Below are 23,650 nucleotides of genomic sequence, written 5' to 3' on the forward strand. Positions count from 1 at the left end.
CCTATAGACCGAAGCTCGGCGAAAGAGAATGATTGAGAAAGATACGAACTTGGAAGATCAGGCATTGAACGATGTAATTGGCAAGATCGAAAAGGGCGCGCGGATAGCGACCCGCAAAGCGTCCGATGTTGCGCTTATCGCCGTATCGAAAACCCGCGGCGCTGATGAGATTCGACCGCTTCTTGATGCCGGACATCGTATCTTCGGGGAAAACCGCGTCCAAGAGGCGATGGAGAAATGGCCTGGGTTGAAGGCGGACTATCCGGACGTTGAACTGCATATGATCGGACAGCTGCAATCCAACAAGGCCGCCGAAGCGGTTGCTCTGTTCGACTATATCCATGCGCTGGACCGGCTCTCGCTGGTCAAGGCGCTGGCCAAGGAAATGCAACGACAGGACCGCCAGATCCCTTGTTTTCTTCAGGTCAATGTCGGGGAAGAATCCCAAAAAGGCGGTTGCGATATAGAGGCCCTACCCCAACTTCTCGAACAAGCGCGGGAAGCCGGAATAATGGTGGCGGGTTTGATGGCGATACCTCCAGGGGATACCAATCCGGCGCCCTATTTTGCGTTGCTCGCCAAATTGGCTCGGGACAACGGGCTTGATGGACTCAGCATGGGCATGTCGGGAGATTTTGAAGCCGCCATCAAGCTGGGCGCCAGCCATATTCGCGTTGGCACGGCCTTGTTCGGACCGCGTTCCCCGCTACCGGCCTAATCAGCTGTCGCCGTTTTTCTCGCTGTCTTTGGCTGCACGGACCGCTTTGCGCTCTTCCGGAGTGTCCGGAGCAACATAGCTGACAACAATATCACCATCCTCAATGACTGGCCGGGCGTCGGTGGCAAAGAACAGCAGCCGCCGATCTGGTTTAAAGACCGCAAGCGGTTCTTCACCCTCGTCCAGATTTTTGCGATAATCGTCAGCCGTGAATTTCTCGGTGATATTGGTTTTGCTGAATCGCCAGCCAGCGAGATCACGATCTAGCAATGTACCGAACTCCGCTCCGGATTCGAACAATAATCTGCCGTGCCCAACCCTGCTTTTGCTCTGCCCGTCATTGGCTAGGCGGCTGATTTGCTCATAGCCCATTTCAGGGCCTAGATCGGCTGTGATCAACTGATTCTGGCTATCATTGTCAGTCGCAGCAATCAGATGCTGAAACTCACCCATGTCGATATTGTCATTATGGGCCTCGTCGAGCACGTCACCATGACGGATGGTGAGGCCTTCATTGCGGGCTCTGCGTAACGCAAATTTGCTATTGTCGGTGATCAACACGTCAATATCGAGAGACTTCAGCATTGTGCCCAGAGCGATCGACCAGCGATTGGCCCCGGCGATCAAGACACCTTCGCCTTTGCCTTCTGCAATACCCAGCCGCTCGGCAACCCAGGAGGCAGAAAATCCGTGCGCGAAAATGGTCGCAATAACCACGGCAAAGCTGAGCGGAACAAGTGCTTCTGCCCCTGGGAATCCTTGATCCACCAGGCGAATGGCAAACAAGCCGGTAATGGCGACCGCGACTATACCGCGCGGTGCGATCCACGCGATAAACAAGCGTTCGCGCCACGGCAGAGAACTGAACAGCAGAGCGATCAGTACCGAAATAGGCCTGACGACAAACAGCAACAAGATCAGGAAAATCACAAATTGCGGCCGGAATTGCTGGACGGTTTCCCAGTCGAGCGTTGCCGACAATATGATGAACACGCCGGAAATCAGGAGAACCGCTAAATCCTCCTTGAAACGATGGAGCGCCTGACTCGAATAGATTTGCCGATTGGCCATCACGATGCCCATCACCGTGACCGTGATCAGGCCGGTCTCATGCTTGATCAGATCGGCGATGACAAAGCCCGCGATGACCGTCACCAACAGAAAGGGTGCTTTGAGATATTCCGGTACCATCCCTCTGGGGAATAGCCAGGTGATGGCAAAGCCCAGTCCAGCGCCGATCAGTCCGGCAATGAAGCTTGCGGCCAGGACATCCATGCTGATCACAGCGATATTGGCATTGGGGCCTTCGTAGGTAATATAGGCATAGATGCCGACAGCGAGCAGTGCGCCGATCGGATCGTTCACAATGCCTTCCCATTTCAGCACGTTGCGAACGCGCGGCGGTACACGCAGTGTCCGGAGCATTGGACCGATGACAGTCGGCCCGGTGACGATCATGATTCCGCCCAGCAACGCCGAGATTTCCCAAGACAGGCCGGCGCCATAATACGCTGCTCCTGTGCCCAGCACCCAGGCAATGGGGCCGGCAACCAGCACCATTGCTGATACAGCGCCACCGGCTTGCCGCAATTCCCGGAAGTTCAGACTGAGTCCGCCCTCAAACAGGATAACGGCCACCGCCAGTTTGATAATCGGTTCCTGCAGTGCGCCGAAGTCGCGTTCAGGGTCGATGATTCCCAGCACGGGTCCAGCAATAATGCCGACAATTAGCATGAGAGCGATGGCCGGCCGACCAGTGCGCCAGGCTATCCATTGTGCGCCGATACCAAGCAGGCCGATCAGCGCGATTTTGACCATGAGAGAATCAATTATTTCCATGATTCGGTCTTGGCCGTTTTTCTGGACTTATGCAAAAAACTTCCCTCAGTTTCCTGAACCGGCGAGCGGTAACGCAAGCTGTTTTTGATCGATCGATTCTGTCTCCCTGTCTTGAAACGACAGCGGGAAACTCACTGGCTTCTCTTTGAGACCAATGATCGCCTCTGCCGGTCCACCGACGCAAGCCTCGATCGCAGGATGATCTGCCGCCATGCCGCCAGTCAAAGCGCCAAAGGCTGGCATGATCAGGTGCTGGCGGCCTTTGACGAAACAGCGGCGCGATACGTGGCGCCCGCGGACCGGGACGCGGATTTTGGGATGATAATGTCCGGAAATCTCGGGTAACTGGCTGTCCGCGTTGGCCTCATGGCGCAGCGCTAACCCTTCTCCGGTCCATTCGTCCAGCACCGCTCCGCCCCATAGGCCCGCGACGTCACGATCATGATTGCCGGTGATCCATATCCATTTCAGCGCCGTGGTCATTGCGATCAGTTGCTTTGCCGCTTCCTTTTCCAGCCGCGCTTCGCCGTCGCCGTCATGATAATTATCACCGAGGCAGAATATTGTGGTCGCACCGGTTTCGCGAACCAGTCCGGCCAGTTCTGCCAAGGTTGCTTGGCTATCATAAGGCGGCAGCATCTGACCCTGACGCGCGTAGAAGCTTGCTTTTTCAAGATGGAGGTCGGCCACGAGCAGCGCTTCTTTCGCTGGCCAATATAGCGCGGCCGGAGCCACAATATCGAAACGATGATTGGCGAACAGAAGGGGAACCATGTGGCTGCTATGCGATGAACGATTGCGCTATGCAAGTCGCCGGGTTGGAAATTCTTGTGCAGCCGCCCTATATGCGCTGGCATGACCGAAACTCTATCTCCCGTAAAAGTCGCTGCGCTCTATCATTTTGCTGTGGTTGATGATCCTGCGGCCCTGCGTCTGCAAGTGCTCGCCCTGTGCGAGGAACATCATCTCAAAGGCACGATTCTCTTAGCCAATGAAGGCATCAATGGTACCATTGCCGGTGCGTCGGATGACATTGATGCGGTGATTAATGGATTGCGACTGTTGCCGCGCTTTGCCGATCTTGAGGTTAAATATTCCGAAGCGAGCGAGATACCCTTTCTCCGGATGAAGGTCCGGCTGAAGAAAGAAATTGTATCGATGGGCGTCGAAGGGGTCGATGCGGCCACGGAAAAGGGCGCCTATGTCGATCCGGCGGATTGGAACAATCTGATCGCCGATCCCGACACCATCGTGATCGACACGCGCAATGCCTATGAAGTGGCGATCGGCAGCTTTGACGGTGCGATCAATCCGCAAACCGAAACCTTTCGTGACTTTCCCGCTTGGTTCGATGCATTTTCGGAAAAATTGCAGCAGGACTCGGAGAAAACGCCGAAGATCGCGATGTTCTGCACCGGCGGCATCCGTTGCGAAAAGGCGACGGCCTATGTGAAGGCGCAAGGCTTTGATGATGTCCAGCATCTCAAGGGTGGCATATTGAAATATCTTGAACATGTGCCCGAAACGGACAGCCTCTGGCAGGGCGATTGTTTTCTGTTTGATCAGCGCGTCGCGGTGGGTCACGGCTTGAAGGAAGCCGACTATGGCCAATGCTATGCTTGCCGGATGCCTTTGAATGCCGCCGACCGTGCTTCGCCCGATTATGTGCCGGGGGAAGCCTGCCCCCATTGTATTGACCAGCGCACGGACGAGCAGCGCGCGCGCTATCGCGAACGCCAACGCCAAGTCGACAAAGCCGCGGAGCAGGGCCGGCAGCATCTGGGTTCCGTATGACCGAAATGCCGGTCCTCTATAGTTTCCGGCGCTGCCCCTATGCGATGCGCGCCCGGATGGCGCTGCTGGTCAGCGAGACGCCGGTCCGTCTGCGCGAGGTCGTGCTGCGCGACAAACCGGCGGAAATGATCGCAGTCTCTCCCAAAGCCACGGTCCCTGTGCTTATATTGCCGGATGGAGATGTTATCGATGAAAGCCTGGCAATCATGTATTGGGCATTGGAAAGACATGATCCGCAATTCTGGTTGCAACGCGATGACGCCGAAGCAAGGTTGATCGCGGAAGCAGACGGCCCGTTCAAAGACCATCTGGACCGCTATAAATATCCTAGCCGATACGAAAATGTCGATGCGGTTGAACATCGATCTGGGGGTTTGGTTTTTCTCGAGAAGCTTGATGATCTAATCCAGACATCGGGACAGTTGATGGGCGCGAAGCCCAGTCTGGCCGACTATGCAATTTTCCCCTTCGTTCGCCAGTTCGCCAATAATGATCGCGACTGGTTCGACCAATTGCCGCTGCCAGCTTTGCAACAATGGCTAGATGAGCATCTTGCTTCCCCGCTGTTCCTCACAACGCTGCAAAAATATCCACAATGGAAAAGCGGTGATCAAGAGCCGGTGTTTGGTTTGGAAGCTGCTGCATAAACGAATGGAGCGTCAGGTTCCGATCCGGCTGTTTCTTGGCTCGTCGACGTGCAGTCGCGCATTTCGGGGAGTCAGAAAGTGGATCTTCCGTTTGGGAAAATCAATCGCGACCCGATCAAATTTCCGCAACACGTCCATACCCATCAACAAGGTTGGTTTGTCGGCAAGACCGAAGCGTTCAAATGGTGGAGCGTCGGCAAAGGCAACGGAAAGACTCGCGAAGCGGGCCCGGCCAATGCGAAAATCGCGTGCTCTTCCAAATTCGACGCCCAAAGTCTCACCGGTGACGGCGATCAACAGTTTGTCATCGCCCAGTTCGCGGGCGCGTTTCATAAGCCGTTTCTGCAAGACCTTATTGGCTATGGAAATCTGAGCCCCGGTATCCACGATAACATTGATCTTGATTCCGGAAATAGTCGCATCGGTGAAAATCAGTTGGCCGGATCGCCGTTTGGCGGTCACCACGATTTCTCGGGAGCGGGGCAGGTTGCGCGCTTTTTCAGCATCTTCGATGATAATCTGACTGGCCGCAAAATCGAAGAGAATGCGCTGGTCCTGCAAACCGTCAAGACCCAATATCCCATCGGCCCCGATATGGCGGGCAGCCAGGACGGGTGAAATCAAACCTTCATAGCTTTTTTGGCCCAGAGTCAGGCTGGGCACATAGACCATGTCGACCATGCTTGTGCCAGCGATGCTCATCAATTCAGCCGGCTCTTCGCCCTCTAGTTTCAAATTATCTGCAATTTTCCGGGAGATCACGCTGCGTTCGGCGCCAGTGTCGATGACGAAGGAAAAGGGCCCCTTTCCTTCAATGCTGACCGGGACGGTCATGCGTTCCGCGCGGTCTTCATCAAGATCGACAATCTCGCCTTCGGGATTGGTGAGGCCACCGGGTGTCACCGGCTGGCCCAGTGGAACGGGATAGGCTATCGCTAATGCGGATGCGAGAAAAGCGGGAGTGATGGTCGTCAAAAGGGCCGACATATTATCTCCAGTCTGGTTGTTCCGGACAGCGGAAGCTTAGTTTCGAGGTTCCTGTTTACAACAGCTATGTCACAAACGGCCGTTCGCTTTCGACAAACCGCTTTCTAGCTATCTTTGGGAAGCAGAAAATAGATTTTCCGATTGGCAAAATCGATTGCCACCCTGTCAAATTTCCGTAACGCATCCATGCCGAGAAACAGGGCTGGTTTCTTGTCCAGTTTCAATGCCTTGAACGGTGCAATATCAGAAAAGGCAATGGGAATGACGCCAAAACGTGCTCGACCGATATGCAGTTCTTCCGCAATACCATAATCGGCTTCCGTCGCCTGGCCGGTTATGTCCACAAGATTGATCTGCGTCATGGCGGATGATTTCAGTCGCAACCGTCTTTGCAAAATCTTGTTGCCGATGGACAGTTCACCGCCGGTATCAATAATCACATTGGTTTTGATTCCGGCGATGGTTGCATTGGTGAAGATCAGCTGCCCCGATCGCCGCCTTGCCGTGACGACGATTTCCCGGCGCGACCGGCTGCGTTTCTTTTCACTGGTATCTTCGACCGCAATATTCTTGCCAACAAAATCAAAAAGGATGCGTTGGCCTTGCAGGCTATCCAGCCCTAGAACACCGTCTGCGCCGATATTTTTGGAACGGAATGTGGGTGCAATCAGGCTCTCATAGCTGCGTTTACCGAGCGTCAGGCTGGGGACGTAGACGGTTTGTACGATGGTGGTGCCTGCCAGTGCGACAATATTGACTTCATCTTCGATATCGAGCGCCAGCGCGCCGGCAATTTCCTTGGACAGGATCGTGCGTTGGGCAGCGGTATCGATGATGAAGTCATAAGGGCCTTCATTCTCGATCGTGATCGAAACCGTCATCCGTTCGAGCCGGTCCTGATCTATGGCAATCTGCTCGGCGTCGGGCTGAAGAAATTGATCCGGCAGGGCATCGGCAATGATGGCCTCGGTCTCGGGCTCTACCGGAATGCTCGCTGTAACTTGTGTTGCCAAGAGGGAAGCGCACATCGGCAAAAAGAGTGTTGAGCAAGACATGCGATCACCCTAGGCCAAAAGCCCGTTCCCACCAAATGCCAAGTGACGAACCGCCGGCCCTTAGTCGATTTTCATCGCTTCGTTGATCAGGGATTCCGCTTCGATCAGCAGCGCATCATCGGTCGCACCCTGCGCGACATGTTCCCGTCCGATCATCACCAGCAGCGGCACCGCAAGCGGGCTGACCCGATCCAGATCAACATGGACGAGCGAATGTACCGCCCGGTCGAGAAGATCGCCGAGACGCCCGACATCGGTCATCCGCGCCCGGGCATCGGCCCAGGCTGCCTGCATCAGCAGATGGTCTGGCTCATATTTGCGCAGCACATCAAAGATCAGATCGGTCGAAAAGGTGACTTGCTTGCCGGTCTTGCGTTTGCCGGGATGGTGCCGCTCCACCAGACCGCTGATCACCGCAACCTCTCGGAAGGCTCTTTTCAGCAGATGAGACCCTTCGACCCAGTCGAAAAATTCATCCTCCAAGATATCGGCACTGAACAAGGGCGCGGGATCCGTGACCGGCTCGACACTAAAGCAGGCCAGGGCATAGTCATTGGCGACAAAGCCAACCGGCTTGAGGCCGCGATCCTCCATTCGCCGGGTGAGCAGCATGCCCAGCGACTGATGCGCGTTCCAGCCTTCAAAACTATAGCTCACCATATAATGCAGCTTGTCGTGGGGGAACGTCTCGACCAGCAATTGTCCGGACTCCGGCATCACCGAACGATAATCCTGTATTTCCAGCCATTCGCGGACATCATCGGGGAAGCGCGCCCAGCCTGCTCGATCGGTCAGGAAGCCGCGCACCCGGTCCGACAAATGGGTGGTTAGCGGCAGTCTGGCACCGCCATAGCTGGGGATCATGGCGGCTTTCTTGGATGCGCGCACGATGACGTCGCTGCTGTCCATCTTGATCAGTTCGAGGCTCAGACCGGCAAAGAAAAATGTGTCGCCCACCGACAGCATGGCGGCAAAGCTATCCTCGACCTTGCCCAGATTCCGACCGTTTTTGAACCGCACGGACATCATTGCGGCATCGACAATGATTCCGGCGTTGAGTCTGTGCTGGGCTGCAAATTTCGGATGAGTCAGAGTCCATAGGCCCGTCGTATCCCGGCGGAGTCTTTTGAACTTGTCATAGGCTTTGAGCGCATAGCCACCATCGCGCGTGAAATTGAGAACCTGCTCAAATTGCTCTCGGGTCAAGGCGCTATAGGGCAGGGCGGATTGCAGTTCGTCGAGCAGATCATCTTCTTGAAAGGGCGCTGCACAGGCGCAGCTCATGATATGCTGGGCAAGGACATCAAGGCCACCGGGGCGAAAGGGTTCCCCGTCACGCTTGCCTTCATTCACCGCATCCATGGCCGCCTGGGCCTCTAGATATTCAAAACGGTTGCCGGGGACGAGCAGGGCTTTTGATGATATGTCCAGCCGGTGGTTGGCGCGGCCAATGCGCTGGAGCAGCCGCGAGGAGCCTTTTGGCGCGCCCATTTGGATGACGCAATCAATGTCGCCCCAGTCTACTCCGAGATCGAGCGAGGCGGTGCAGACGAGCGCGCGCATCCTGCCCGACGCCATGGCGCCCTCGACCTTGCGGCGCGCTTCCTTGGACAGGCTGCCATGGTGGATACCGATGGCGAGAGTCTCGTCATTGATATCCCATAGCTTCTGAAACGTGAATTCGGCGAGAAAGCGGGTGTTGCAGAATATCAGCGTCATCCGGTTGCTGCGAATCTGTTCCATCACTTGCGGCATGGCATAGGTGCCGGCATGGCCGGACCAGGGCACCCGCACCGGATCGCTTTCGGGTGTTTCGGGCAGCATGATCGACAGATCGGCAGCCGCGCCTTCTGCGCCTTGCACATGGGTCACGCTGTCAATATCACCATAAGGGGCAAGCCACGCGCGAAAATCATCAGGATCTGCCACCGTTGCGGACAAGGCAACCCGCTGCATCTTCGGAGCAAGCCTTTGCAATCTTGCCAAAGACAGAGCGAGCAGATCGCCGCGCTTGCCTGTGGCGAAAGCGTGGACCTCATCGATCACCACCCGCCGGAGACCTGCAAACAGGGTCAAGCTTTCTGGCTGGCTGAGCAGCAGATTGAGTGATTCCGGCGTGGTCAGCAGAATCTGGGGCGGCTTGACCCGTTGGCGTGCTTTGCGATTCGCCGGCGTATCGCCGCTGCGGGTCTCGACCGAGATGGGCAATCCCATTTCTTCAATGGGGGTCAGCAAGTTGCGCTGGACGTCCACAGCAAGGGCCTTGAGTGGCGAGATATAGAGCGTGTGGAGGCCATCAAAGTCTGTTTGTTCCACAAGATCCACCAGCGTGGGCAAAAAACCCGCCAATGTTTTGCCCGCTCCGGTTGGTGCTGTCAGCAAGGCATGGCGCCCCGCCTGGGCCGCTTGTAACATGTCCAGTTGATGCTGTCGCATAGCCCAGCCACGGGCGGCAAACCAATCGGTTAGGATAGACGGAATGGTTTCAACGGTCATTGCGCTGGAATGGTGCTCTCTTGTTTCAACACCGCTCCCGGTTTCTGTGACGCTAATATATCATTGTCGCAGCTTTCAAAAGATTTGAACAGAGGGCCATGTGGTAGAATCAATATTTTGCAGATCGCGGCTGATCCTTGCCCGTCCCGGATTATTCCCGTATCTGCAGCGCAGAGCAACGATCCCGCGGCCGCGAATGCGGACCCAATAAGAGCAACGCAAATGGACAATCAGGCAATATCGAGAAAACGCGTTGAATGGGGTTTTATGATCGCTCTTCTGGTGATCGTGTCGCTGGCGTTTGCGGTGCTGGTTGAACCGTTTTTCGGCGCCGTAGTCTGGGGCGTCGTTGTCGCGGTTCTTTTTCGTCCGGTTTATGAACGTCTGCTCGGATATTTGCCCGGACGGACCAATCTGGTCGCCGGCATCACGTTGGTCCTGATATTGCTGCTGGTCGTGGTTCCCGCAATATTGCTCGGCATGGCGCTGGCGCAAGAAGCCGCGAGTTTGTACGTGCGGATTCAAGACGGAGAGATTGATTTCGGGGCGGCGTTCGAAGCGTTTGAAAATTCCTTGCCCAATTGGATGCAAGCCCAATTGGCGGCTTATGGCTATAATGATTTTGCCAGCATAAGGGCGGAAATCGAACAATCTATTTCCGCCATATTGGAATTCATGGTCAGCCAGTTGCTCAACGTCGGGCAGGGCGCATTCCAATTTCTATTGGGTCTTGGCGTCATGCTCTATTTGACGTTCTTCCTGCTGCGCGATGGCCGTGCGCTGGCCGAGCGTATCGAACAGATGATCCCGCTCGGAGAAGAAAGACGCGGGATTTTGATGGACAAATTTCTGGTGGTGATTCGTGCGACGATCAAAGGCAGCCTGATTATCGCGATCATTCAAGGCAGTCTCGGTGGTTTGGCCTTTTGGTTGCTAGATATTCGCGGCGCATTGCTCTGGGCAGTGCTGATGGGAGTATTTTCACTCATTCCGGCCATCGGTACCGGCTTTATCTGGGCTCCGGTTGCCCTGTTCTTGCTGGTCACCGGTGACGTCTGGCAAGGTGTCGTGCTGATACTTTGTGGTGTGTTCATCATCAGTATGGTCGACAATCTAGTGCGGCCGGTTTTGGTCGGCCGGGATACGCGGATGCCGGATTATGTTGTGCTTATTTCCACCCTTGGCGGATTGCAGTTGTTCGGGATTAACGGCATCGTGATTGGCCCGTTGGTAGCGGCTCTGTTCATCGCGATCTGGGGCATTTTTTCGGATATGCATATGGAGTCTAAGATGGTCGCCAAGGCCGGTGATTAGCTCTTCGACGGTGCGCGCCTAGGGTTGGAAAAGCTAGCGGGGATCCCGCAAATGATAGGTCAGAGCCATTGCGATGCAATGTTTGACGATATCAATGGGTAGAGCGCATTTTGCGTCAAACACCACGGCGCGACTGCCTTCAAAGGCCAGACTGTTACTATATAATTGTTTGTAACGATCGATCAGATCGGTTTGGCAGTGCACATAGAAGGCATATTCGTCGTCGGATTTCTTGTGACGATTGATCCGTATCGTTGTGCCTGACTTTGTATGCGATGTCAGGAACGCAGGCTCGCTCCATTTCAGCGTCTCTTCAAGCGGGCCAATGGCCGGGTTCTCGTTGGCAACCTCCAGAACCAGTGAACGAAGTTCTATTAGCTTTGCCGTCAGTGATTCTGGCAAACCGGCCCAGGCTGAGCGCGTCTGTTCCGGGATGCTTTTTTTCACGCTCCGCGCACCAACCTGCCCGGTCGTGCGCCGGTTGATTGGTCAAAGCGCCGGATGATTTCTCCGGACACGATTGTGGCGTCATAGCCGGAAGCCCGCTGATGCAGCCTTTGTCCGCCAGCCGGCAGGTCGCGAACAACTTCAGGAAGGTGCAATTGCAGCTTCTCGAGATCAATCACATTGATATCAGCCTTGGCGCCAAGCTTCAGCAAGCCGCGCTGATCCAGCCCGACCGCTTTGGCGGCCTTGTGTGAAAGCATGTGCACGGCTTCCGCCAATTCAAAGCTTTCGGCCTTGGGATTGCGAACAAATTGGGTCAGCAAAAAGGTTGAATAGCTGGCGTCGCATATCGCCCCATAATGGGCACCGCCATCACCGAGGCCGGGAACGCAATGGGGGTGGCTTAGCATCTCGTGGGCGCTGGCCAGCGTCCCATTTTCGTAGTTGCCCAATGCTGCAAGGAAGAGACCCTTGCCTTTGGTTTCCAGTAACCGGTCATAGGCGATCTCCTGCGGGGTACAGCCTTTGGCTGCTGCCTGCCCTGCCATGCTCATCTCTTTTGGCGGTGCATAATCCGGTGGATTGTCGAGCGGGAACAGCCAGTTCCAGTCGCGGGCCAGCGCGTTGAACGGGTGGCCCTCTTCAAAGTCTTCGCTCAGCAGTGCAGCGCGCAAGTCAGGGTCGCGCATCGCTGCAACTTGCTCATCAATTGGCAAGTCCGCAATTTTCGACCAGCTGGGGCAGAGAATGAAGGGGTGAACGGTCAGTTCCAGTCCGGCGATCAGCCCGATCGGGCGCGGCATGATCTGGGCAGTTGCCTTGCCGCCCTTGGTGTTGGTGTTTTCGATCATATCGAGCACCTTGCGCCAGCGCGGCGGGCCGTCATTGCCGGAGGCCAGCGTGAAGGTTGCGGGCCGGCCGGAACTTTCCACGACCCGTTCAATCACTTTATATTCTTTATCCCAGCCGACAAAGGCATCGAGTACGACCTGAAAGGTTCCTGTGCCAGCGTCCGTCATGCCGCCACAAATGGCTTCCAGTTCTGCGACGTCGGCCTCAAATGTCGGGATGGATCCGCCATCTGCCGTCTTGTGAATGGATAGCCGTGAAGTGGCGAAGCCGATTGCTCCGGCTTCCATCGCTTCCCGCGACAATTGTCGCATCTTCGCCAGATCGTCATCATTTGCGGGTTCCCGGGACGCCCCGCGCGCGCCCATGGCATAGACGCGTAGCGGCGAGTGCGGCAAATAGGCGGCGACGTCTATGTCGCGCTTGCCCTTTTCCACGACATCAAGATACTCCGGAAAAGTCTCCCAGTTCCATGGCAGGCCATCGGCCATCACCACGCCGGGAATATCCTCTACGCCTTCCATCACATTGATCAGCATGTCGTGATCTTCTGTACGGCAAGGCGCGAAGCCGACACCGCAATTGCCCATGATTGCCGTTGTCACGCCGTGAGACGACGAGGGGCTGAGTTCTTCTGCCCAGATGCACTGACCATCATAATGGGTGTGCACATCGACAAAGCCGGGTGTTACGATTTTGCCCGCAGCATCAATTTCTTCGCGACCTGAGCCAGGGACCTGTCCGATGGCCGTAATTTTGCCGTCATCCACCGCGATATCGCCGGTGATCAGATCACCGCCGCTGCCGTCGGCAATGGTCCCGCTGCGGATGACAAGATCATGTTCGCTCATAGTCTATCGCCTCTCATGCTTTGATCCAACGTACGATGCTGCCGATCAGCGATCCCAGCACAAAAATATAGATGGGCGGCATGCTGATATAGAGCCAGCGGAGCCGCTTTTCCGGTGCTTTGTGATATCCCAGAGCATAGCCAACCCGCATGAACGGCCAGATCAGGCCTATAGCGGCAGCCCAATAGGGGCTGATAACATAAGCGAACAGCCACATGCCGGGCAGGAACAATATCAGATGCTCCAGCGTGTTTTGATGCGCCCGGACATAGCGTTCATATTCGGGCGGGCCGCTGTGCGATGGCACGGCGACATTAAACCGTCCACGCGCCAGACCGGCCATCAGCAGCGTGAAATAATAAGCCAGCAAAGCCAATGCGCTTACGAATGCGACGTAAATATAAGGGTCCATGATCAGCAGGCTTCCTGTCGTTTGATCTTCCGATCATAGGGAGCTCAATCAGGATATCTATACTGCAAATGGATAAGGGCAGTTGGGCAAGGCTTTGATCCGGCTTGTGGATCAGTGTCCCGCCTGTTCTCCACGCTCCAGACCGGACAGCGCCAATTGCTCGTCAATCTGTGCCATCAAACGGTCGAGGCCTTCTTGTGATTTTGCTTCGGCCCGGGCCACCAGTACATCTTGTGTGTTGCTCGCTCGGAGCAGCCACCAGCCATCGTCGGTATTCACGCGCGCGCCGTCAGTGTTGTTGACGTTCGCTCCACTGGCAGAAAGTCGTTCCAGCACTTCATCGATCACTGCAAATTTACGGCTTTCGTCGACTTGAAAGCGCATTTCCGGCGTGTTGATCATATCGACCATATCGCTGCGCAACTGGGTCACGCTCTTGCCAATGTTAGAGGCAGCCTGAATCAAGCGGATCGCGGCATAAGGCGCGTCATCAAAGCCATAATAGTCATGTTTGAAAAAGACATGGCCGCTCATTTCACCGGCGAGCGGTGAGCCCGTTTCCTTCATCTTGGATTTAATGAGGCTGTGACCGGTCTTCCACATGAGCGGTTCTCCGCCAAGTTCGGCTATCCGGTCGTATAATGCCTGTGACGCCTTGACGTCTGCGATGATCGTGGCGCCCGGTTCGCTTTTCAATACGTCTTCGGCATAGATTTGCAGCAATTGGTCGCCCCAGATTACCCGGCCTTCGCCATCAATGGCACCAATGCGGTCACCGTCGCCGTCAAAAGCAACGCCGAAATCGAGATTTTTATCGGCGACCAGAGCTTTTAGGTCCACGAGGTTCTTTTCCTCGGTCGGGTCTGGATGATGATTGGGAAAAGATCCATCGACATCGGTGTAGAGCAGGTGATGTTCCCCGGCGCCGCGATCCGAGAGCAGTGCAGTCAGTTTCTCGACCACCGGGCCGGCAGCTCCGTTGCCGCAATCCCAACCAACTTTAAACGCGCTGCCGGTGAAGTTTTTCAACAAGCGCTCGACATATTCATCTTCGATTTCGATCCGTTCCAGAGAGCCGGTTCCCTGATCCCAGTCGCCGGCTGCTGCCATGGTTCCAAGCTTCAATATGTCGGCGCCGAAAAAGGGGCGTCCCTGAAACACCATTTTGAAACCGTTGTAATTTGCCGGATTGTGACTGCCGGTGATCATGATGCCGCCTTGCACCTGATTCAGTACAGATTCGGCATAATATAGCATAGGAGTGGGGCCCATTCCGACAGAAATGGCATTGACTCCGGCATCATTGAGTCCACGGACAAGAGCGTCCTCGAGCATCGGTGAACTCGTGCGGCCATCAAATCCGGTGGCGACTGCTGTGCCGTTATCACGGGCTATTAAAGTCCCGAATCCCCGGCCAATAGCATAAGCATCATCGGCACCCAGCGTTTCACCGATGATACCGCGAATGTCATATTCGCGCAGCGAAGTGGCGTGAAATTCATGGGTATCGGGTGCGGTCATGGCGGAGTCCTATATTGTTGGATTTTGCAGTATCATTAGGATGCAAATATCAGAAAATCCAGCAATACTGCTCTGATGCGGGGACATGTTACCGGCGGCCAGATGCTTCCAATTCTTCCAATAAGATGTCCCGCGCCCGGTTTATCATCTTCGCCAACTGCTCATCTCCGCCATTGTCAGGATGATGCTCTGACAGCCTTTCTTTCCAGGCCGCGTTAATCTCTATAAAACCCGCATCAGCGCTGATGCCCAATAAGGATCGTGCGCGGTCCAGTTCAAAATTGCGTGGTTTGCGTTTCGGTTCTTCCTTGTCGCGCGCTGGAATCAATATCCGCCAACCGCTCAGAAAGGCTGCGCCCGCTAGCATTGCGCCACCCATGATCCAGCCACCGCTGCGCAGGAAATTGGCGCCCAACAAGGCTACTACGAGGGCCAGCCATTGATTGGCCGTCATCGTTTTGGCTTTGCCGGATAAGACCAGCCAGGCCAAAATTGCGCCGCCGAATATGAGTAGTGGCATCATCGGTCAGGCCACCAGCTTGGGCTTTGGAAAGCTTGGTTCGTCGTCTCCGGGCGAACGCTGGGCTGTTTGCGGCAGTGCGAGATGTTTGATCAATTCACGCAATTCCTGCCGCGCTGCCAAATGACTGGTGGCGAGTCGTCCCAGATGCTGCTTGTCCAGCATCGTTAGGCCCGCAGGGAAAAGTTCACGATATATAACCCGCTCGCTAAGACCCGGGATGATCCGGAATCCGACTCGCTGGGACAATTCTGTCAGGGCGGCCACGATCCGCTTCATATTGTGGGCTTCTACATATTGGGTCCGGTTTCTTAACACCACCCAGTCGATTGTTGTGCCATCAGCTTTGGCTCTCGCTTTGCGCGCTTCCCAGATCAATTCCGCATAAAAGCTCAGTTTGCGAACCTTGAAGGTTTCCGGGTCTACTTGGCCGATTAGATCGAAATCGACAAAGCTGTCATTGATCGGCGTGACCAAGGTGTTGGCCCGAGTTGCTACGAAGCGTGCATATTTGTCATCGCGGCCTGGCGTGTCGAAAAGCAGAAAGTCGGTGCCGTGGGACATCCGTTCGATGAGCTGTTCGAGCCGGGCAAGATTGGCATGTTCGAATACTTCATAACTGGGTTGCGGAATCTCTATGTTTTTCCGCTTCATCGTCGCGTCGCGGTTTTCCAGATAGCGATAGGATGTACGCTGACGCGGATCCAAATCGATGATGCCGACCTTGTGTCCCTGATAGGCAAGCGCAACCGCAACATGAACAGCAGTGGTCGACTTGCCTGTACCGCCTTTTTCATTGGCAAAGACAATATGATGCGCATTGTTGGTCACGTTTTGAGCGATACCCCTGTTCTTGGCCCTTGCGAAGGACGTCTCACCATCGCATAGCTTATCTGAGCCTTACCGCAAAATCTAAACGCAAAGAGAAACGCATGCAAATTGTTCGACAGCTTGACCCGCTGCGGGACGCTTTGACAGAGATTCGTAAAGATGGATCGAAAATCGGACTGGTGCCGACCATGGGCGCGCTGCATCGGGGACATATGCGGCTGGTGGAAGTGGCAATGGAGCAATGTGATAAGGTCGTGGCGTCTATCTTCGTCAATCCAGCCCAATTCGGCGAGGGTGAGGACTTGGATGCCTATCCACGTCCGGAGGCTGAAGATGCTGCCTTGTTGGAGGCGGCGGGTGTGGAATTGTTGTGGGCGCCAACAGCGGAACAAATCTATCCAGAAGGCTATGCTACCAATGTAACCGTGGGCGGAATCAGTGATGGTCTGTGCGGCGCTGCCCGGCCCGGCCATTTTGACGGCGTTGCCACAGTGGTTGCAAAACTGTTCAACCAAATTCGTCCTGATGCTGCCTATTTTGGCGAAAAAGATTATCAGCAGCTTGCGATCATCCGGCAAATGGCTCGCGACCTTGATTTTACGCATGACGTTGTTGGTGTTCAAACGGTTCGTGACCCTGATGGTCTCGCCTTATCGTCCCGCAACACCTATTTGACTGAAGAACAGAGAGCGAAAGCTGCGGTGCTCCCAAAAGTGATGAAGGATGCGGCAAAAGCAATCGCAGCGGGTGAGAATTTGTCAGTGGTTTTGGACAATGCGAAAACACGATTACTGGCTTCGGGCTTTCATAAGATCGACTATCTGGAGCTTCGCAACGCCATTGATTTGTCAGTTTTGGATGTTTTTACAAATCCGGCCCGTCTTTTCGTCGCTGCCCGCATCGGTCAAACCCGCTTGATCGACAATATCCCCATTTCCTAAGGCTGCAGCAGCCTATGGTTAATGATCCAAAATTGCAAAATGGCCTGATTTCAAGGGTTTTTGACTGAGTCAGACTAATTTTCTGCGATTCACGTTAACCATTCCTTTAGGAAATTGGGTTGAAAGTCTCCCTGTCGCCAGAAAACGCGGCAATTGAAACAGGGACGAAACAATATGGGCAACAGCATGAAAAGCGCCGCCTTTCTAATCGAAAGTCGCCTCGCCGAGGCATCGCAGGGCAGCAGCAATGCATATTTTGATCTTGGTGTGATCTATTCTACCGGCTCGGAAGGCGTAGAGGTTGATTTGATCGAAGCGCATAAATGGTTCAATCTGGCTGCTTTGTCTGGGCATGATGAAAGCAAGGTTTGCCGTGCAGAAATATCGCTTGATATGACGGCTCGGGAAATTGCGGAAGCTCAACGAGAAGCCCGCAGCTGGCTTCAGGCAAACACACGCCGCGCGGCTTAAGTCGAGTTTGATTTCTTAAATGGGCCCATGTCGGCCAGAAATTCAATGTCCGCACTAATAGCTTGCCGCTCTCGTTCGAGATAGTCGGCAATGGCTGAGCGAAACCCTGGATCGACAATATAATGTGCCGACCAGGTAGGCACGGGCTGATAGCCACGCGCCAATTTGTGGCTTCCTTGGGCTCCGGCTTCGACTGTCTTCAATCCCCTGGCGATGGCTGCGTCAATCGCCTGATAATAGCAAACCTCGAAATGCAGAAACGGGATATTGCGCGTACACCCCCAATAGCGACCGTAAAGAGTCTCCGAACCAATGACATTGAGCGCGCCCGCTACCGGCACTCCCTCTTGCATCGCGAATATCAACAACAATTTGTCCGCCATTTTCTGATTCAGCAGATCAAAGGCACTTTGGGTCAAATAGGGTTGGCCCCATTTGCGCAGGCCGGTATCCTGATAAAATTCCCAGAAATAATCCCAATGATGCGGTTGGATTTCATCGCCAGAGAGATGAATGATATCTACTTGTTCGACGGCCTTGGCTCGTTCCCGGCGAATCGCTTTGCGCTTCCGGGAGGACAGGGCCGAGAGAAAACCGTCAAAATTCTCATAGTCGTCATTGCGCCAATGAAACTGGCTGTCGGTGCGGATCAGCCAGCCAGCCTGGCGAAAATATTCGAGTTGATCTTCTTTGATAAATGTTGCGTGTACCGATGAAATGCCATTGTTCTCAGCCAATTGTTCGGCCGCCCGCAACAAGGGAATAGCGAAGGATTCGTCGCGCATTAATAGACGAGGTCCCGGAACGGGCGAAAAGGGTGAGGCGACTTGGATCTTGGGATAATATTGTCCGCCAGCACTTTCAAACGCGTGGGCCCACTGCTGATCAAAAGTATATTCGCCCTGACTATGTGATTTGAGATAGCTGGGCAGGCAGGCAGCTATGTTTCCCCCCTCATCTTCAATCACGATGGGTAGGGATTTCCAGCCGGTGCCCGGCCCGACACTATTTGATTCTTCCATTGCGGACAAAAAGGCGTGCGAGACAAACGGGTTGGCTGGCCCCGCACATAAATTCCATTGGTCCGCCGGAAGGCTCGCTATGTCATCGGCAACGCGCGCGAGAATTTCAGTGGGAGTGACAGAGGAATCAGACATCAATATCAATGCTATCAGTTCTGGATCATCTCATAAACCGGTTCGTCAGCATGTATTGACGCGACTGCTTCTTGTTCAGCAGAGCGTACCGTCCAAGTCACTATCGGTAGGCCCCGGGCACGCTGGGAAGTTGCAAAGCGCGACGGCAAGTCACGGATATCATAAGCTAAAAAATCCGGTTGCGCAGTCCAAAGATTGCGGTGTCGAGCGATGCGTCCTCGCCAATTTTTGCCGTTCTCTTCCGTAACAACCAATCCACGAACGATATGATTGGCATTTTTTCGAAACCAGGCGCCAACCAGCGGATTGAAGGACATTATCGCAGCTTTGCCGCCATAGCCTTCCAAGGCGCGCCTAACCGAAAGGCAAAGGGGCCCAACCTGCAGATTGCGCGACTTGATTTCAATTAGGACCGGCACCCGCGCAGCAACCTGCGCCAGGGTTTCGCGAAGTCTCGGAATTTTGCCATGCCCGCCGTTTAACTGGATCTGATCAATATCCTCGGCCCGCAGTTTCCCTATGGCACCACTTTGGTCAGTCAATCGATCCAATTCATAGTCGTGAAAGACAAAGGCCCGACCATCTTCTGCGGCTTGCACATCACACTCAATGCCATGTCCGAGCTTGATTGCGGCTTCAAAGGCCGACGGACTGTTTTCCAGGACATCATTGCCATGCAATCCGCGATGCGCATAAGGCTGGCCTTTCAGGAACGCCACACGGTCTGGCGCAGGAGCGGGCGCAAATGCCTTATCGAGCAGCGATCCTATCACTCGGTTTTAAGTGCGATGATGGCATCAACCTCGACCGCGACGCCAAGCGGGAGGGCTGCTACGCCTACGGCGCTACGGGCATGGATTCCTGCGGCACCGAAAATCACTTCCATCATGTCAGAGCAGCCATTGGCAACCTTCGGTTGGTCGGTATAATCCGCTGTGCTGTTGACGTAGACACCCAGTTTAACAACACGATCAACCCGGTCGAGAGATCCGACCGCTTTCTTGATTTGTGCGGCAATCATCAACGCACAGGCCTTGGCGGCCTGTTGGCCTTCCTCCAGCGACATATTGTCACCGAGACGTCCGGTGATCAGTTCACCATCGTGCATGGACACCTGCCCGCTGATATGGAGCAATCCATTGGCTTCCACCGCAGGAACATAAGATGCAACGGGGGCCGCGGGCTTTGGCAAATCAATGCCTTTGGCTATCAAAGCTTTTTCAATATTGTCAATCATGGCGCAAAACTCTCATGCATGGTTGGTGGGGTCAAGTTCTTGTGATGGCAAGTCCATCGCAGGAGCCGGTTCGCCCTTTTCAAATTTGTCGGCGATCCAGTTCACAGCTTCGCTCCATCGATCGATTCTACTATGGGCGGCAGGATTCGTCTTGATATGTTTCGCCAAAATCGGTTCGCCAACCATCTGCAGTCGCCAGACATCGGGCGCATGTTTGGCGACGCTGGCGTGCTGATGACCCAGATCATCAACAAAGACGGTTGCAGAGGGTTTAAATTCAGCGATAATATTGTTTAGCAATTCGCCCTTGCCGCCTTGATTGGTATAAACCGGAAAATCTATGCCCGCAGCCTTCAGCTGCTCTGCACGCGCCGTACGGCGATCATCCAATAGATTGGTTAAAATCACTACATCGGCCGTCTCGCTTAGCTTGTTGATAGACTCTACCGCATCCTCAATCGGCCCCTGCCGGTGCATTTCGGAGTCAAAAAATTCTTTGAGCATCGGCCAGATTTTTTCCGGTAGAACCTGAGTGCCATCATGTTTGTGGCGTAGTGCGTTCGCAAAATCACTGCCATTTTCAAGATCGAAATGAATGTCTTTATCGCTATCCAGCCATTGCTGAAACGGCACCACCATATGCAGCAAAACTTCGTCGCAGTCACTGATCAGAAGTGGCTTCTTATTCATGAAAATCTCCGGGAGGGTTGAGTTGGTCTGCAGCCGCAGCCAGTTTGGCGGGGGAAACATCGATCGCTTCGGCACAAGCCAATAGATCGGGTTCGTGGTTCGCTAGAAAGCCGAGCAGAGAAGCAAGCATTGTTGGATCTTCAAGCCCGTTTCTCAGTTCGCGCGGATCCAGCCCGGTCAGCGCAAGAAGGCGCTGCGCTCGGTCCTGATCCTGCAGCACCCAGCCGAGTGCTTGCAAGGCGATGATTTCAGGGTCTTGCCCTAGATTGGGATTTGTTTCCATTGCCGCTTTCGCCTAATGGGTCGGCAGCAAGTTTGAAAGGGCAAATCAAGTCGTGGCAAAAAGAGTGTTGGTGGTTGAGGACAATGAATTGAACCTCAAGCTATTTTGCGACCTGCTGCGGGCTCATGGTTTTGTGGTTGAGCCGGTTAGCGATGGCAGAGAAGTGCTTGAAAAGGCGCGCAGCTTTGTACCGAATCTAATCGTTATGGATATCCAATTGCCCCATGTTAGCGGACTGGAACTGATCGAGCAGATCAAGAAAGATAGTCAGCTCAAGATCATTCCGATCATGGCTGTGACGGCATATGCCGGCAAAGGGGATGAGGACCGGATATTGAGTGCCGGTGCTGAGGCTTATGTTTCAAAGCCCATTTCTGTCGCAAAATTTATCGAATCGGTGCAGAAAGTTCTGCACCGCTAAAGCTCAGTCAAATAGTCGCTTATTTGATTTTGGCTTCTTTAAATTCGACATGTTTGCGAACGACGGGATCATATTTGCGTTGCACCATTTTTTCGGTGAGATTCCGCGGGTTTTTTCTGGTTACATAGAAAAATCCGGTGTCCGCCGTGCTGACGAGTTTGATCTTTACATTGGCTGGTTTCGCCATGGTGCATTCCTTAAGGCAGAAGCTGAAATAAAAACAGCGACGCTATCTAGCGCCGCATTCGTTCGTCGCGCTAATGGTGAAAATGCGACGGGTTGTCAAGAAAAAGCCTTCGCTGTCCCCCGACTGATAAACTCGGCTCCCTTTACGCCATCTTAACCATGTTTTTGCATGGTTGCATGGAAACAGGGAAGAATTGCGATGAACCATGATAAAAATCTGTTCGTGCATGCTGAAATGCTAACGTTGTTAGACGACCTGCCAGCAGAATTGGTTGGCCAGCACCCGCTCCAGTTTCTTTTGCACCTCGACCATGTCCGGCAGAAAGCAACGCAACACCGTCTGTCCGCGCTTCGTGATCTCAGCTGTGCCTTGGAAACAGCGCTACAGCCCGCCATTCAAAATGGTGGCGCGGTGACTGTGGCGCGTTCATATTTGGAGGCGATGCGGGCGGCACTTGATGTTGATGAGATGAGTCCGGCCATGACGGAGGCGCTTATGGCCAATGTGGCGCTTCGTCTAGGCGGACAGGCCTGAACGCCGCAGCCGGTGGATGCTTTTCTAACCTCACTTTTTGCTTTGGCCGTTGCCGAGTTTGGCGACCGGCCACAGATTTTATGTGCTGCACTGGCTATAAGATATGGCCGGATGTCTCCGATCATCTGGGGCTTGGGGCTCGCCACCCTCTGCAATTGTCTTATATCAGCAATAGCCGGTTCGGCGGTTCATCAGTGGATCAGCGAAGATGCTTTGCAGCTCTTCTATGCACTGTCCCTATTCTCTGCGGGCGTTGGCATGGTGGCGTGGCGGCGTCCGGTCGATCTGTTGCAAGATTGGAGTCTAGGGCCCTTTTGGACTTCATTTGTCGGCATCTTCATTTTGCAATTTGGTGACAAGGGGCAATTTGTGCTGGCGGCTACCGCGGCACGAACAGATATGTGGGCATTCTCCACAGCCGGTGGTTGGATCGGTATGATGATTGCTTGCGTGCCCGCTATCCTCTTCCGTCGTCAATTGGCTGAAAATATCCCGATACAGTCTATTCGATATATTGGGGGGACGGCCTTCCTTTTGGTCGGGAGTATTCTGGCGCTTGGCGCCTGGGGAATTTTCTAGCTACACAGTCGTCATTTTGTGATCAGCTCTTTAGATCGATTTTTTCAATCTGTGATAGTAAGTTTCCTCGCTTTACCGATCACACAAATCACGATATCCTTTTGGGCATAGATTAGATGAAGCCAAAAAGGAGTATGAAGATGACAACAGGTGACAATGCAAAGGCAGCGGTAGCAGAAGCGTTGAACGGCATTCTGGCAGATAGTTTCGCACTCTATCTCAAAACCAAGAATTTTCACTGGCATGTATCTGGCCCGCATTTTCGTGACTATCACCTCATGTTTGACGAACATGCGGCACAGATATTCGCCACCATTGATGTGATTGCGGAACGCGTTCGCAAGAATGGCCATCGCACGCTCACATCAATCGGCGACATAACGCGACGCCAGAGCATAGCGGACAATGATGCCGCCAAGGTCGGGGCAGCGGACATGCTGGACGAATTGCGTTCGGACAATTTGATGCTTGTCGCGAAATTGAGGGAAACGAAGGAACTTGCGGCAGAGGCGGGTGACAATGCCACTGACGGCTTGATGGACGATTGGACCGATCAGGCAGAAGAGCGAGCGTGGTTTTTGCTGGCGATTGCGCAGAAAGATTGAGCTGCTCCTTTGAATCGAATCAAATTCCTGCCGCCCGTCCGCAAATGTAACGGGCGACGGCAGGTTTTTGGCCGAAATCAGCAAATGTCTGTTGCTAAATCATCACAGAAGTAACTAAATTTTAACTGTTGCAAGTGGGAATCCCGCAGAAATCCATGGTTTTCTGCCAATTGTTGAATTTTCCTCGTATATTTCGCTTTGATTTGGGTAACAAAATCAAGCAGAGCAGGCGCTTGAGTCTATTCGGACTGAATTTTACAGGGG

The 23,650-nt window shown here is 54.1% G+C and carries 27 protein-coding genes; 10 read left to right on the forward strand and 17 right to left on the reverse strand.

Annotated elements, in window-relative coordinates:
• Positions 1–28: 28 nt before the first annotated feature.
• On the forward strand, positions 29–718 hold the full coding sequence (locus tag ABJV08_RS02990) for a YggS family pyridoxal phosphate-dependent enzyme (RefSeq protein WP_348038685.1): 690 nt from the start codon (positions 29–31) through the stop codon (positions 716–718).
• On the opposite strand, the gene ABJV08_RS02995 is transcribed toward ABJV08_RS02990, so the two are convergent.
• Positions 719–2,557 (reverse strand): sodium:proton antiporter, encoded by a 1,839-nt coding sequence (locus tag ABJV08_RS02995; protein ID WP_348038683.1) that lies wholly within the window; start codon positions 2,555–2,557, stop codon positions 719–721.
• A gap of 45 nt (positions 2,558–2,602) precedes the next feature.
• Positions 2,603–3,331 carry a ligase-associated DNA damage response endonuclease PdeM gene (gene pdeM, locus ABJV08_RS03000; RefSeq protein ID WP_348038681.1) on the reverse strand — a complete coding sequence of 243 codons (729 nt, stop codon included), beginning with the start codon at positions 3,329–3,331 and terminating at the stop codon, positions 2,603–2,605.
• A gap of 81 nt (positions 3,332–3,412) precedes the next feature.
• Between pdeM and ABJV08_RS03005 the strand changes: the two genes are divergently transcribed.
• Entirely contained in the window at positions 3,413–4,351 is a 939-nt protein-coding gene (locus ABJV08_RS03005; protein ID WP_348038679.1) for a rhodanese-related sulfurtransferase, read from the forward strand.
• Positions 4,348–4,998, forward strand: coding sequence for a glutathione S-transferase (locus ABJV08_RS03010; protein ID WP_348038678.1), 651 nt, complete (start codon positions 4,348–4,350; stop codon positions 4,996–4,998). The genes ABJV08_RS03005 and ABJV08_RS03010 overlap by 4 nt, the downstream gene beginning before the upstream one ends.
• A gap of 12 nt (positions 4,999–5,010) precedes the next feature.
• On the opposite strand, the gene ABJV08_RS03015 is transcribed toward ABJV08_RS03010, so the two are convergent.
• From ABJV08_RS03015 to ABJV08_RS03025, 3 genes are all read right to left on the reverse strand, one after another.
• Positions 5,011–5,985, reverse strand: coding sequence for a retroviral-like aspartic protease family protein (locus ABJV08_RS03015; protein ID WP_348038676.1), 975 nt, complete (start codon positions 5,983–5,985; stop codon positions 5,011–5,013).
• A 104-nt stretch (positions 5,986–6,089) separates the two neighbouring features.
• Positions 6,090–6,998, reverse strand: a complete 909-nt coding sequence (locus ABJV08_RS03020) for an aspartyl protease family protein (RefSeq protein ID WP_348038674.1) — start codon at positions 6,996–6,998, stop codon at positions 6,090–6,092.
• Between the two features lie 102 nt (positions 6,999–7,100).
• Complete coding sequence (locus tag ABJV08_RS03025; RefSeq protein WP_348038672.1) at positions 7,101–9,536, reverse strand: ligase-associated DNA damage response DEXH box helicase; 2,436 nt, start codon at positions 9,534–9,536, stop codon at positions 7,101–7,103.
• A 267-nt stretch (positions 9,537–9,803) separates the two neighbouring features.
• On the opposite strand from ABJV08_RS03025, the gene ABJV08_RS03030 reads away from it, so the two are divergent.
• The gene (locus tag ABJV08_RS03030; protein WP_348038670.1) at positions 9,804–10,850 is read left to right on the forward strand and encodes an AI-2E family transporter; all 1,047 of its coding nucleotides are present in this window, start codon (positions 9,804–9,806) and stop codon (positions 10,848–10,850) included.
• 33 nt (positions 10,851–10,883) lie between these two features.
• On the opposite strand, the gene ABJV08_RS03035 is transcribed toward ABJV08_RS03030, so the two are convergent.
• The 6 genes from ABJV08_RS03035 to ABJV08_RS03060 form a co-directional block, all read right to left on the reverse strand.
• Positions 10,884–11,297: a hypothetical protein gene (locus tag ABJV08_RS03035; RefSeq protein ID WP_348038668.1), complete on the reverse strand. Its 414-nt coding sequence runs from the start codon at positions 11,295–11,297 to the stop codon at positions 10,884–10,886.
• A complete protein-coding gene (locus ABJV08_RS03040) occupies positions 11,294–12,997 on the reverse strand; it encodes an amidohydrolase family protein (RefSeq protein WP_348038666.1) in 1,704 nt (567 codons plus the stop codon). The genes ABJV08_RS03035 and ABJV08_RS03040 overlap by 4 nt, the downstream gene beginning before the upstream one ends.
• Positions 12,998–13,010: 13 nt before the next feature.
• Positions 13,011–13,409, reverse strand: a complete 399-nt coding sequence (locus tag ABJV08_RS03045; protein ID WP_348038664.1) for an MAPEG family protein — start codon at positions 13,407–13,409, stop codon at positions 13,011–13,013.
• A 111-nt stretch (positions 13,410–13,520) separates the two neighbouring features.
• A complete protein-coding gene (locus tag ABJV08_RS03050) occupies positions 13,521–14,930 on the reverse strand; it encodes a phosphomannomutase/phosphoglucomutase (RefSeq protein ID WP_348038662.1) in 1,410 nt (469 codons plus the stop codon).
• An 88-nt stretch (positions 14,931–15,018) separates the two neighbouring features.
• Positions 15,019–15,453, reverse strand: a complete 435-nt coding sequence (locus ABJV08_RS03055; RefSeq protein WP_348038660.1) for a J domain-containing protein — start codon at positions 15,451–15,453, stop codon at positions 15,019–15,021.
• A gap of 3 nt (positions 15,454–15,456) precedes the next feature.
• On the reverse strand, positions 15,457–16,281 hold the full coding sequence (locus ABJV08_RS03060; RefSeq protein ID WP_348038658.1) for a division plane positioning ATPase MipZ: 825 nt from the start codon (positions 16,279–16,281) through the stop codon (positions 15,457–15,459).
• Between the two features lie 101 nt (positions 16,282–16,382).
• Between ABJV08_RS03060 and panC the strand changes: the two genes are divergently transcribed.
• Entirely contained in the window at positions 16,383–17,222 is an 840-nt protein-coding gene (panC, locus tag ABJV08_RS03065; RefSeq protein ID WP_348038656.1) for a pantoate--beta-alanine ligase, read from the forward strand.
• A 174-nt stretch (positions 17,223–17,396) separates the two neighbouring features.
• Entirely contained in the window at positions 17,397–17,693 is a 297-nt protein-coding gene (locus ABJV08_RS03070) for an SEL1-like repeat protein (protein ID WP_348038654.1), read from the forward strand.
• Here ABJV08_RS03070 and ABJV08_RS03075 read toward each other — a convergent pair.
• The 5 genes from ABJV08_RS03075 to ABJV08_RS03095 are packed head-to-tail and all read right to left on the reverse strand — an operon-like array spanning position 17,690 to position 21,060.
• The gene (locus tag ABJV08_RS03075) at positions 17,690–18,850 is read right to left on the reverse strand and encodes a GNAT family N-acetyltransferase (protein WP_348038652.1); all 1,161 of its coding nucleotides are present in this window, start codon (positions 18,848–18,850) and stop codon (positions 17,690–17,692) included. The two genes, ABJV08_RS03070 and ABJV08_RS03075, sit on opposite strands and share 4 nt — an antisense overlap.
• Positions 18,851–18,864: 14 nt before the next feature.
• Positions 18,865–19,623, reverse strand: a complete 759-nt coding sequence (locus ABJV08_RS03080; RefSeq protein WP_348038650.1) for a glycerophosphodiester phosphodiesterase family protein — start codon at positions 19,621–19,623, stop codon at positions 18,865–18,867.
• On the reverse strand, positions 19,620–20,087 hold the full coding sequence (locus tag ABJV08_RS03085) for a RidA family protein (protein WP_348038648.1): 468 nt from the start codon (positions 20,085–20,087) through the stop codon (positions 19,620–19,622). The genes ABJV08_RS03080 and ABJV08_RS03085 overlap by 4 nt, the downstream gene beginning before the upstream one ends.
• Positions 20,088–20,099: 12 nt before the next feature.
• Entirely contained in the window at positions 20,100–20,777 is a 678-nt protein-coding gene (locus ABJV08_RS03090) for an HAD family hydrolase (RefSeq protein ID WP_348038646.1), read from the reverse strand.
• Positions 20,770–21,060 (reverse strand): DUF3572 domain-containing protein, encoded by a 291-nt coding sequence (locus ABJV08_RS03095; RefSeq protein WP_348038644.1) that lies wholly within the window; start codon positions 21,058–21,060, stop codon positions 20,770–20,772. The genes ABJV08_RS03090 and ABJV08_RS03095 overlap by 8 nt, the downstream gene beginning before the upstream one ends.
• Positions 21,061–21,112: 52 nt before the next feature.
• On the opposite strand from ABJV08_RS03095, the gene ABJV08_RS03100 reads away from it, so the two are divergent.
• Positions 21,113–21,481, forward strand: coding sequence for a response regulator (locus ABJV08_RS03100; RefSeq protein ID WP_348038642.1), 369 nt, complete (start codon positions 21,113–21,115; stop codon positions 21,479–21,481).
• Between the two features lie 19 nt (positions 21,482–21,500).
• Here ABJV08_RS03100 and rpmG read toward each other — a convergent pair whose 3' ends face one another.
• Positions 21,501–21,668: a 50S ribosomal protein L33 gene (gene rpmG, locus ABJV08_RS03105; protein WP_066741431.1), complete on the reverse strand. Its 168-nt coding sequence runs from the start codon at positions 21,666–21,668 to the stop codon at positions 21,501–21,503.
• A gap of 198 nt (positions 21,669–21,866) precedes the next feature.
• Between rpmG and ABJV08_RS03110 the strand changes: the two genes are divergently transcribed.
• From ABJV08_RS03110 to ABJV08_RS03120, 3 genes are all read left to right on the forward strand, one after another.
• Positions 21,867–22,202, forward strand: a complete 336-nt coding sequence (locus ABJV08_RS03110) for a hypothetical protein (RefSeq protein ID WP_348038640.1) — start codon at positions 21,867–21,869, stop codon at positions 22,200–22,202.
• Positions 22,203–22,214: 12 nt separating this feature from the next.
• Entirely contained in the window at positions 22,215–22,781 is a 567-nt protein-coding gene (locus tag ABJV08_RS03115; protein WP_348038638.1) for a TMEM165/GDT1 family protein, read from the forward strand.
• A 134-nt stretch (positions 22,782–22,915) separates the two neighbouring features.
• Entirely contained in the window at positions 22,916–23,386 is a 471-nt protein-coding gene (locus ABJV08_RS03120; RefSeq protein WP_348118415.1) for a DNA starvation/stationary phase protection protein, read from the forward strand.
• Positions 23,387–23,650: the final 264 nt, after the last annotated feature.

This window comes from Parasphingorhabdus sp. (assembly GCF_039982395.1).
GTDB lineage: Bacteria > Pseudomonadota > Alphaproteobacteria > Sphingomonadales > Sphingomonadaceae > Parasphingorhabdus.

Bases quoted from the DNA above. Each gene is read 5' to 3' on its own strand.
- ABJV08_RS02990 (WP_348038685.1), top strand. From the start codon at position 29: ATGATTGAGAAAGATACGAACTTGGAAGATCAGGCATTGAACGATGTA.
- ABJV08_RS02995 (WP_348038683.1), bottom strand. From the start codon at position 2,557: ATGGAAATAATTGATTCTCTCATGGTCAAAATCGCGCTGATCGGCCTG.
- pdeM (WP_348038681.1), bottom strand. From the start codon at position 3,331: ATGGTTCCCCTTCTGTTCGCCAATCATCGTTTCGATATTGTGGCTCCG.
- ABJV08_RS03005 (WP_348038679.1), top strand. From the start codon at position 3,413: ATGACCGAAACTCTATCTCCCGTAAAAGTCGCTGCGCTCTATCATTTT.
- ABJV08_RS03010 (WP_348038678.1), top strand. From the start codon at position 4,348: ATGACCGAAATGCCGGTCCTCTATAGTTTCCGGCGCTGCCCCTATGCG.
- ABJV08_RS03015 (WP_348038676.1), bottom strand. From the start codon at position 5,985: ATGTCGGCCCTTTTGACGACCATCACTCCCGCTTTTCTCGCATCCGCA.
- ABJV08_RS03025 (WP_348038672.1), bottom strand. From the start codon at position 9,536: ATGACCGTTGAAACCATTCCGTCTATCCTAACCGATTGGTTTGCCGCC.
- ABJV08_RS03030 (WP_348038670.1), top strand. From the start codon at position 9,804: ATGATCGCTCTTCTGGTGATCGTGTCGCTGGCGTTTGCGGTGCTGGTT.
- ABJV08_RS03040 (WP_348038666.1), bottom strand. From the start codon at position 12,997: ATGAGCGAACATGATCTTGTCATCCGCAGCGGGACCATTGCCGACGGC.
- ABJV08_RS03045 (WP_348038664.1), bottom strand. From the start codon at position 13,409: ATGGACCCTTATATTTACGTCGCATTCGTAAGCGCATTGGCTTTGCTG.
- ABJV08_RS03050 (WP_348038662.1), bottom strand. From the start codon at position 14,930: ATGACCGCACCCGATACCCATGAATTTCACGCCACTTCGCTGCGCGAA.
- ABJV08_RS03055 (WP_348038660.1), bottom strand. From the start codon at position 15,453: ATGATGCCACTACTCATATTCGGCGGCGCAATTTTGGCCTGGCTGGTC.
- panC (WP_348038656.1), top strand. From the start codon at position 16,383: ATGCAAATTGTTCGACAGCTTGACCCGCTGCGGGACGCTTTGACAGAG.
- ABJV08_RS03070 (WP_348038654.1), top strand. From the start codon at position 17,397: ATGGGCAACAGCATGAAAAGCGCCGCCTTTCTAATCGAAAGTCGCCTC.
- ABJV08_RS03075 (WP_348038652.1), bottom strand. From the start codon at position 18,850: ATGTCTGATTCCTCTGTCACTCCCACTGAAATTCTCGCGCGCGTTGCC.
- ABJV08_RS03085 (WP_348038648.1), bottom strand. From the start codon at position 20,087: ATGATTGACAATATTGAAAAAGCTTTGATAGCCAAAGGCATTGATTTG.
- ABJV08_RS03090 (WP_348038646.1), bottom strand. From the start codon at position 20,777: ATGAATAAGAAGCCACTTCTGATCAGTGACTGCGACGAAGTTTTGCTG.
- ABJV08_RS03095 (WP_348038644.1), bottom strand. From the start codon at position 21,060: ATGGAAACAAATCCCAATCTAGGGCAAGACCCTGAAATCATCGCCTTG.
- rpmG (WP_066741431.1), bottom strand. From the start codon at position 21,668: ATGGCGAAACCAGCCAATGTAAAGATCAAACTCGTCAGCACGGCGGAC.
- ABJV08_RS03110 (WP_348038640.1), top strand. From the start codon at position 21,867: ATGAACCATGATAAAAATCTGTTCGTGCATGCTGAAATGCTAACGTTG.
- ABJV08_RS03120 (WP_348118415.1), top strand. From the start codon at position 22,916: ATGAAGATGACAACAGGTGACAATGCAAAGGCAGCGGTAGCAGAAGCG.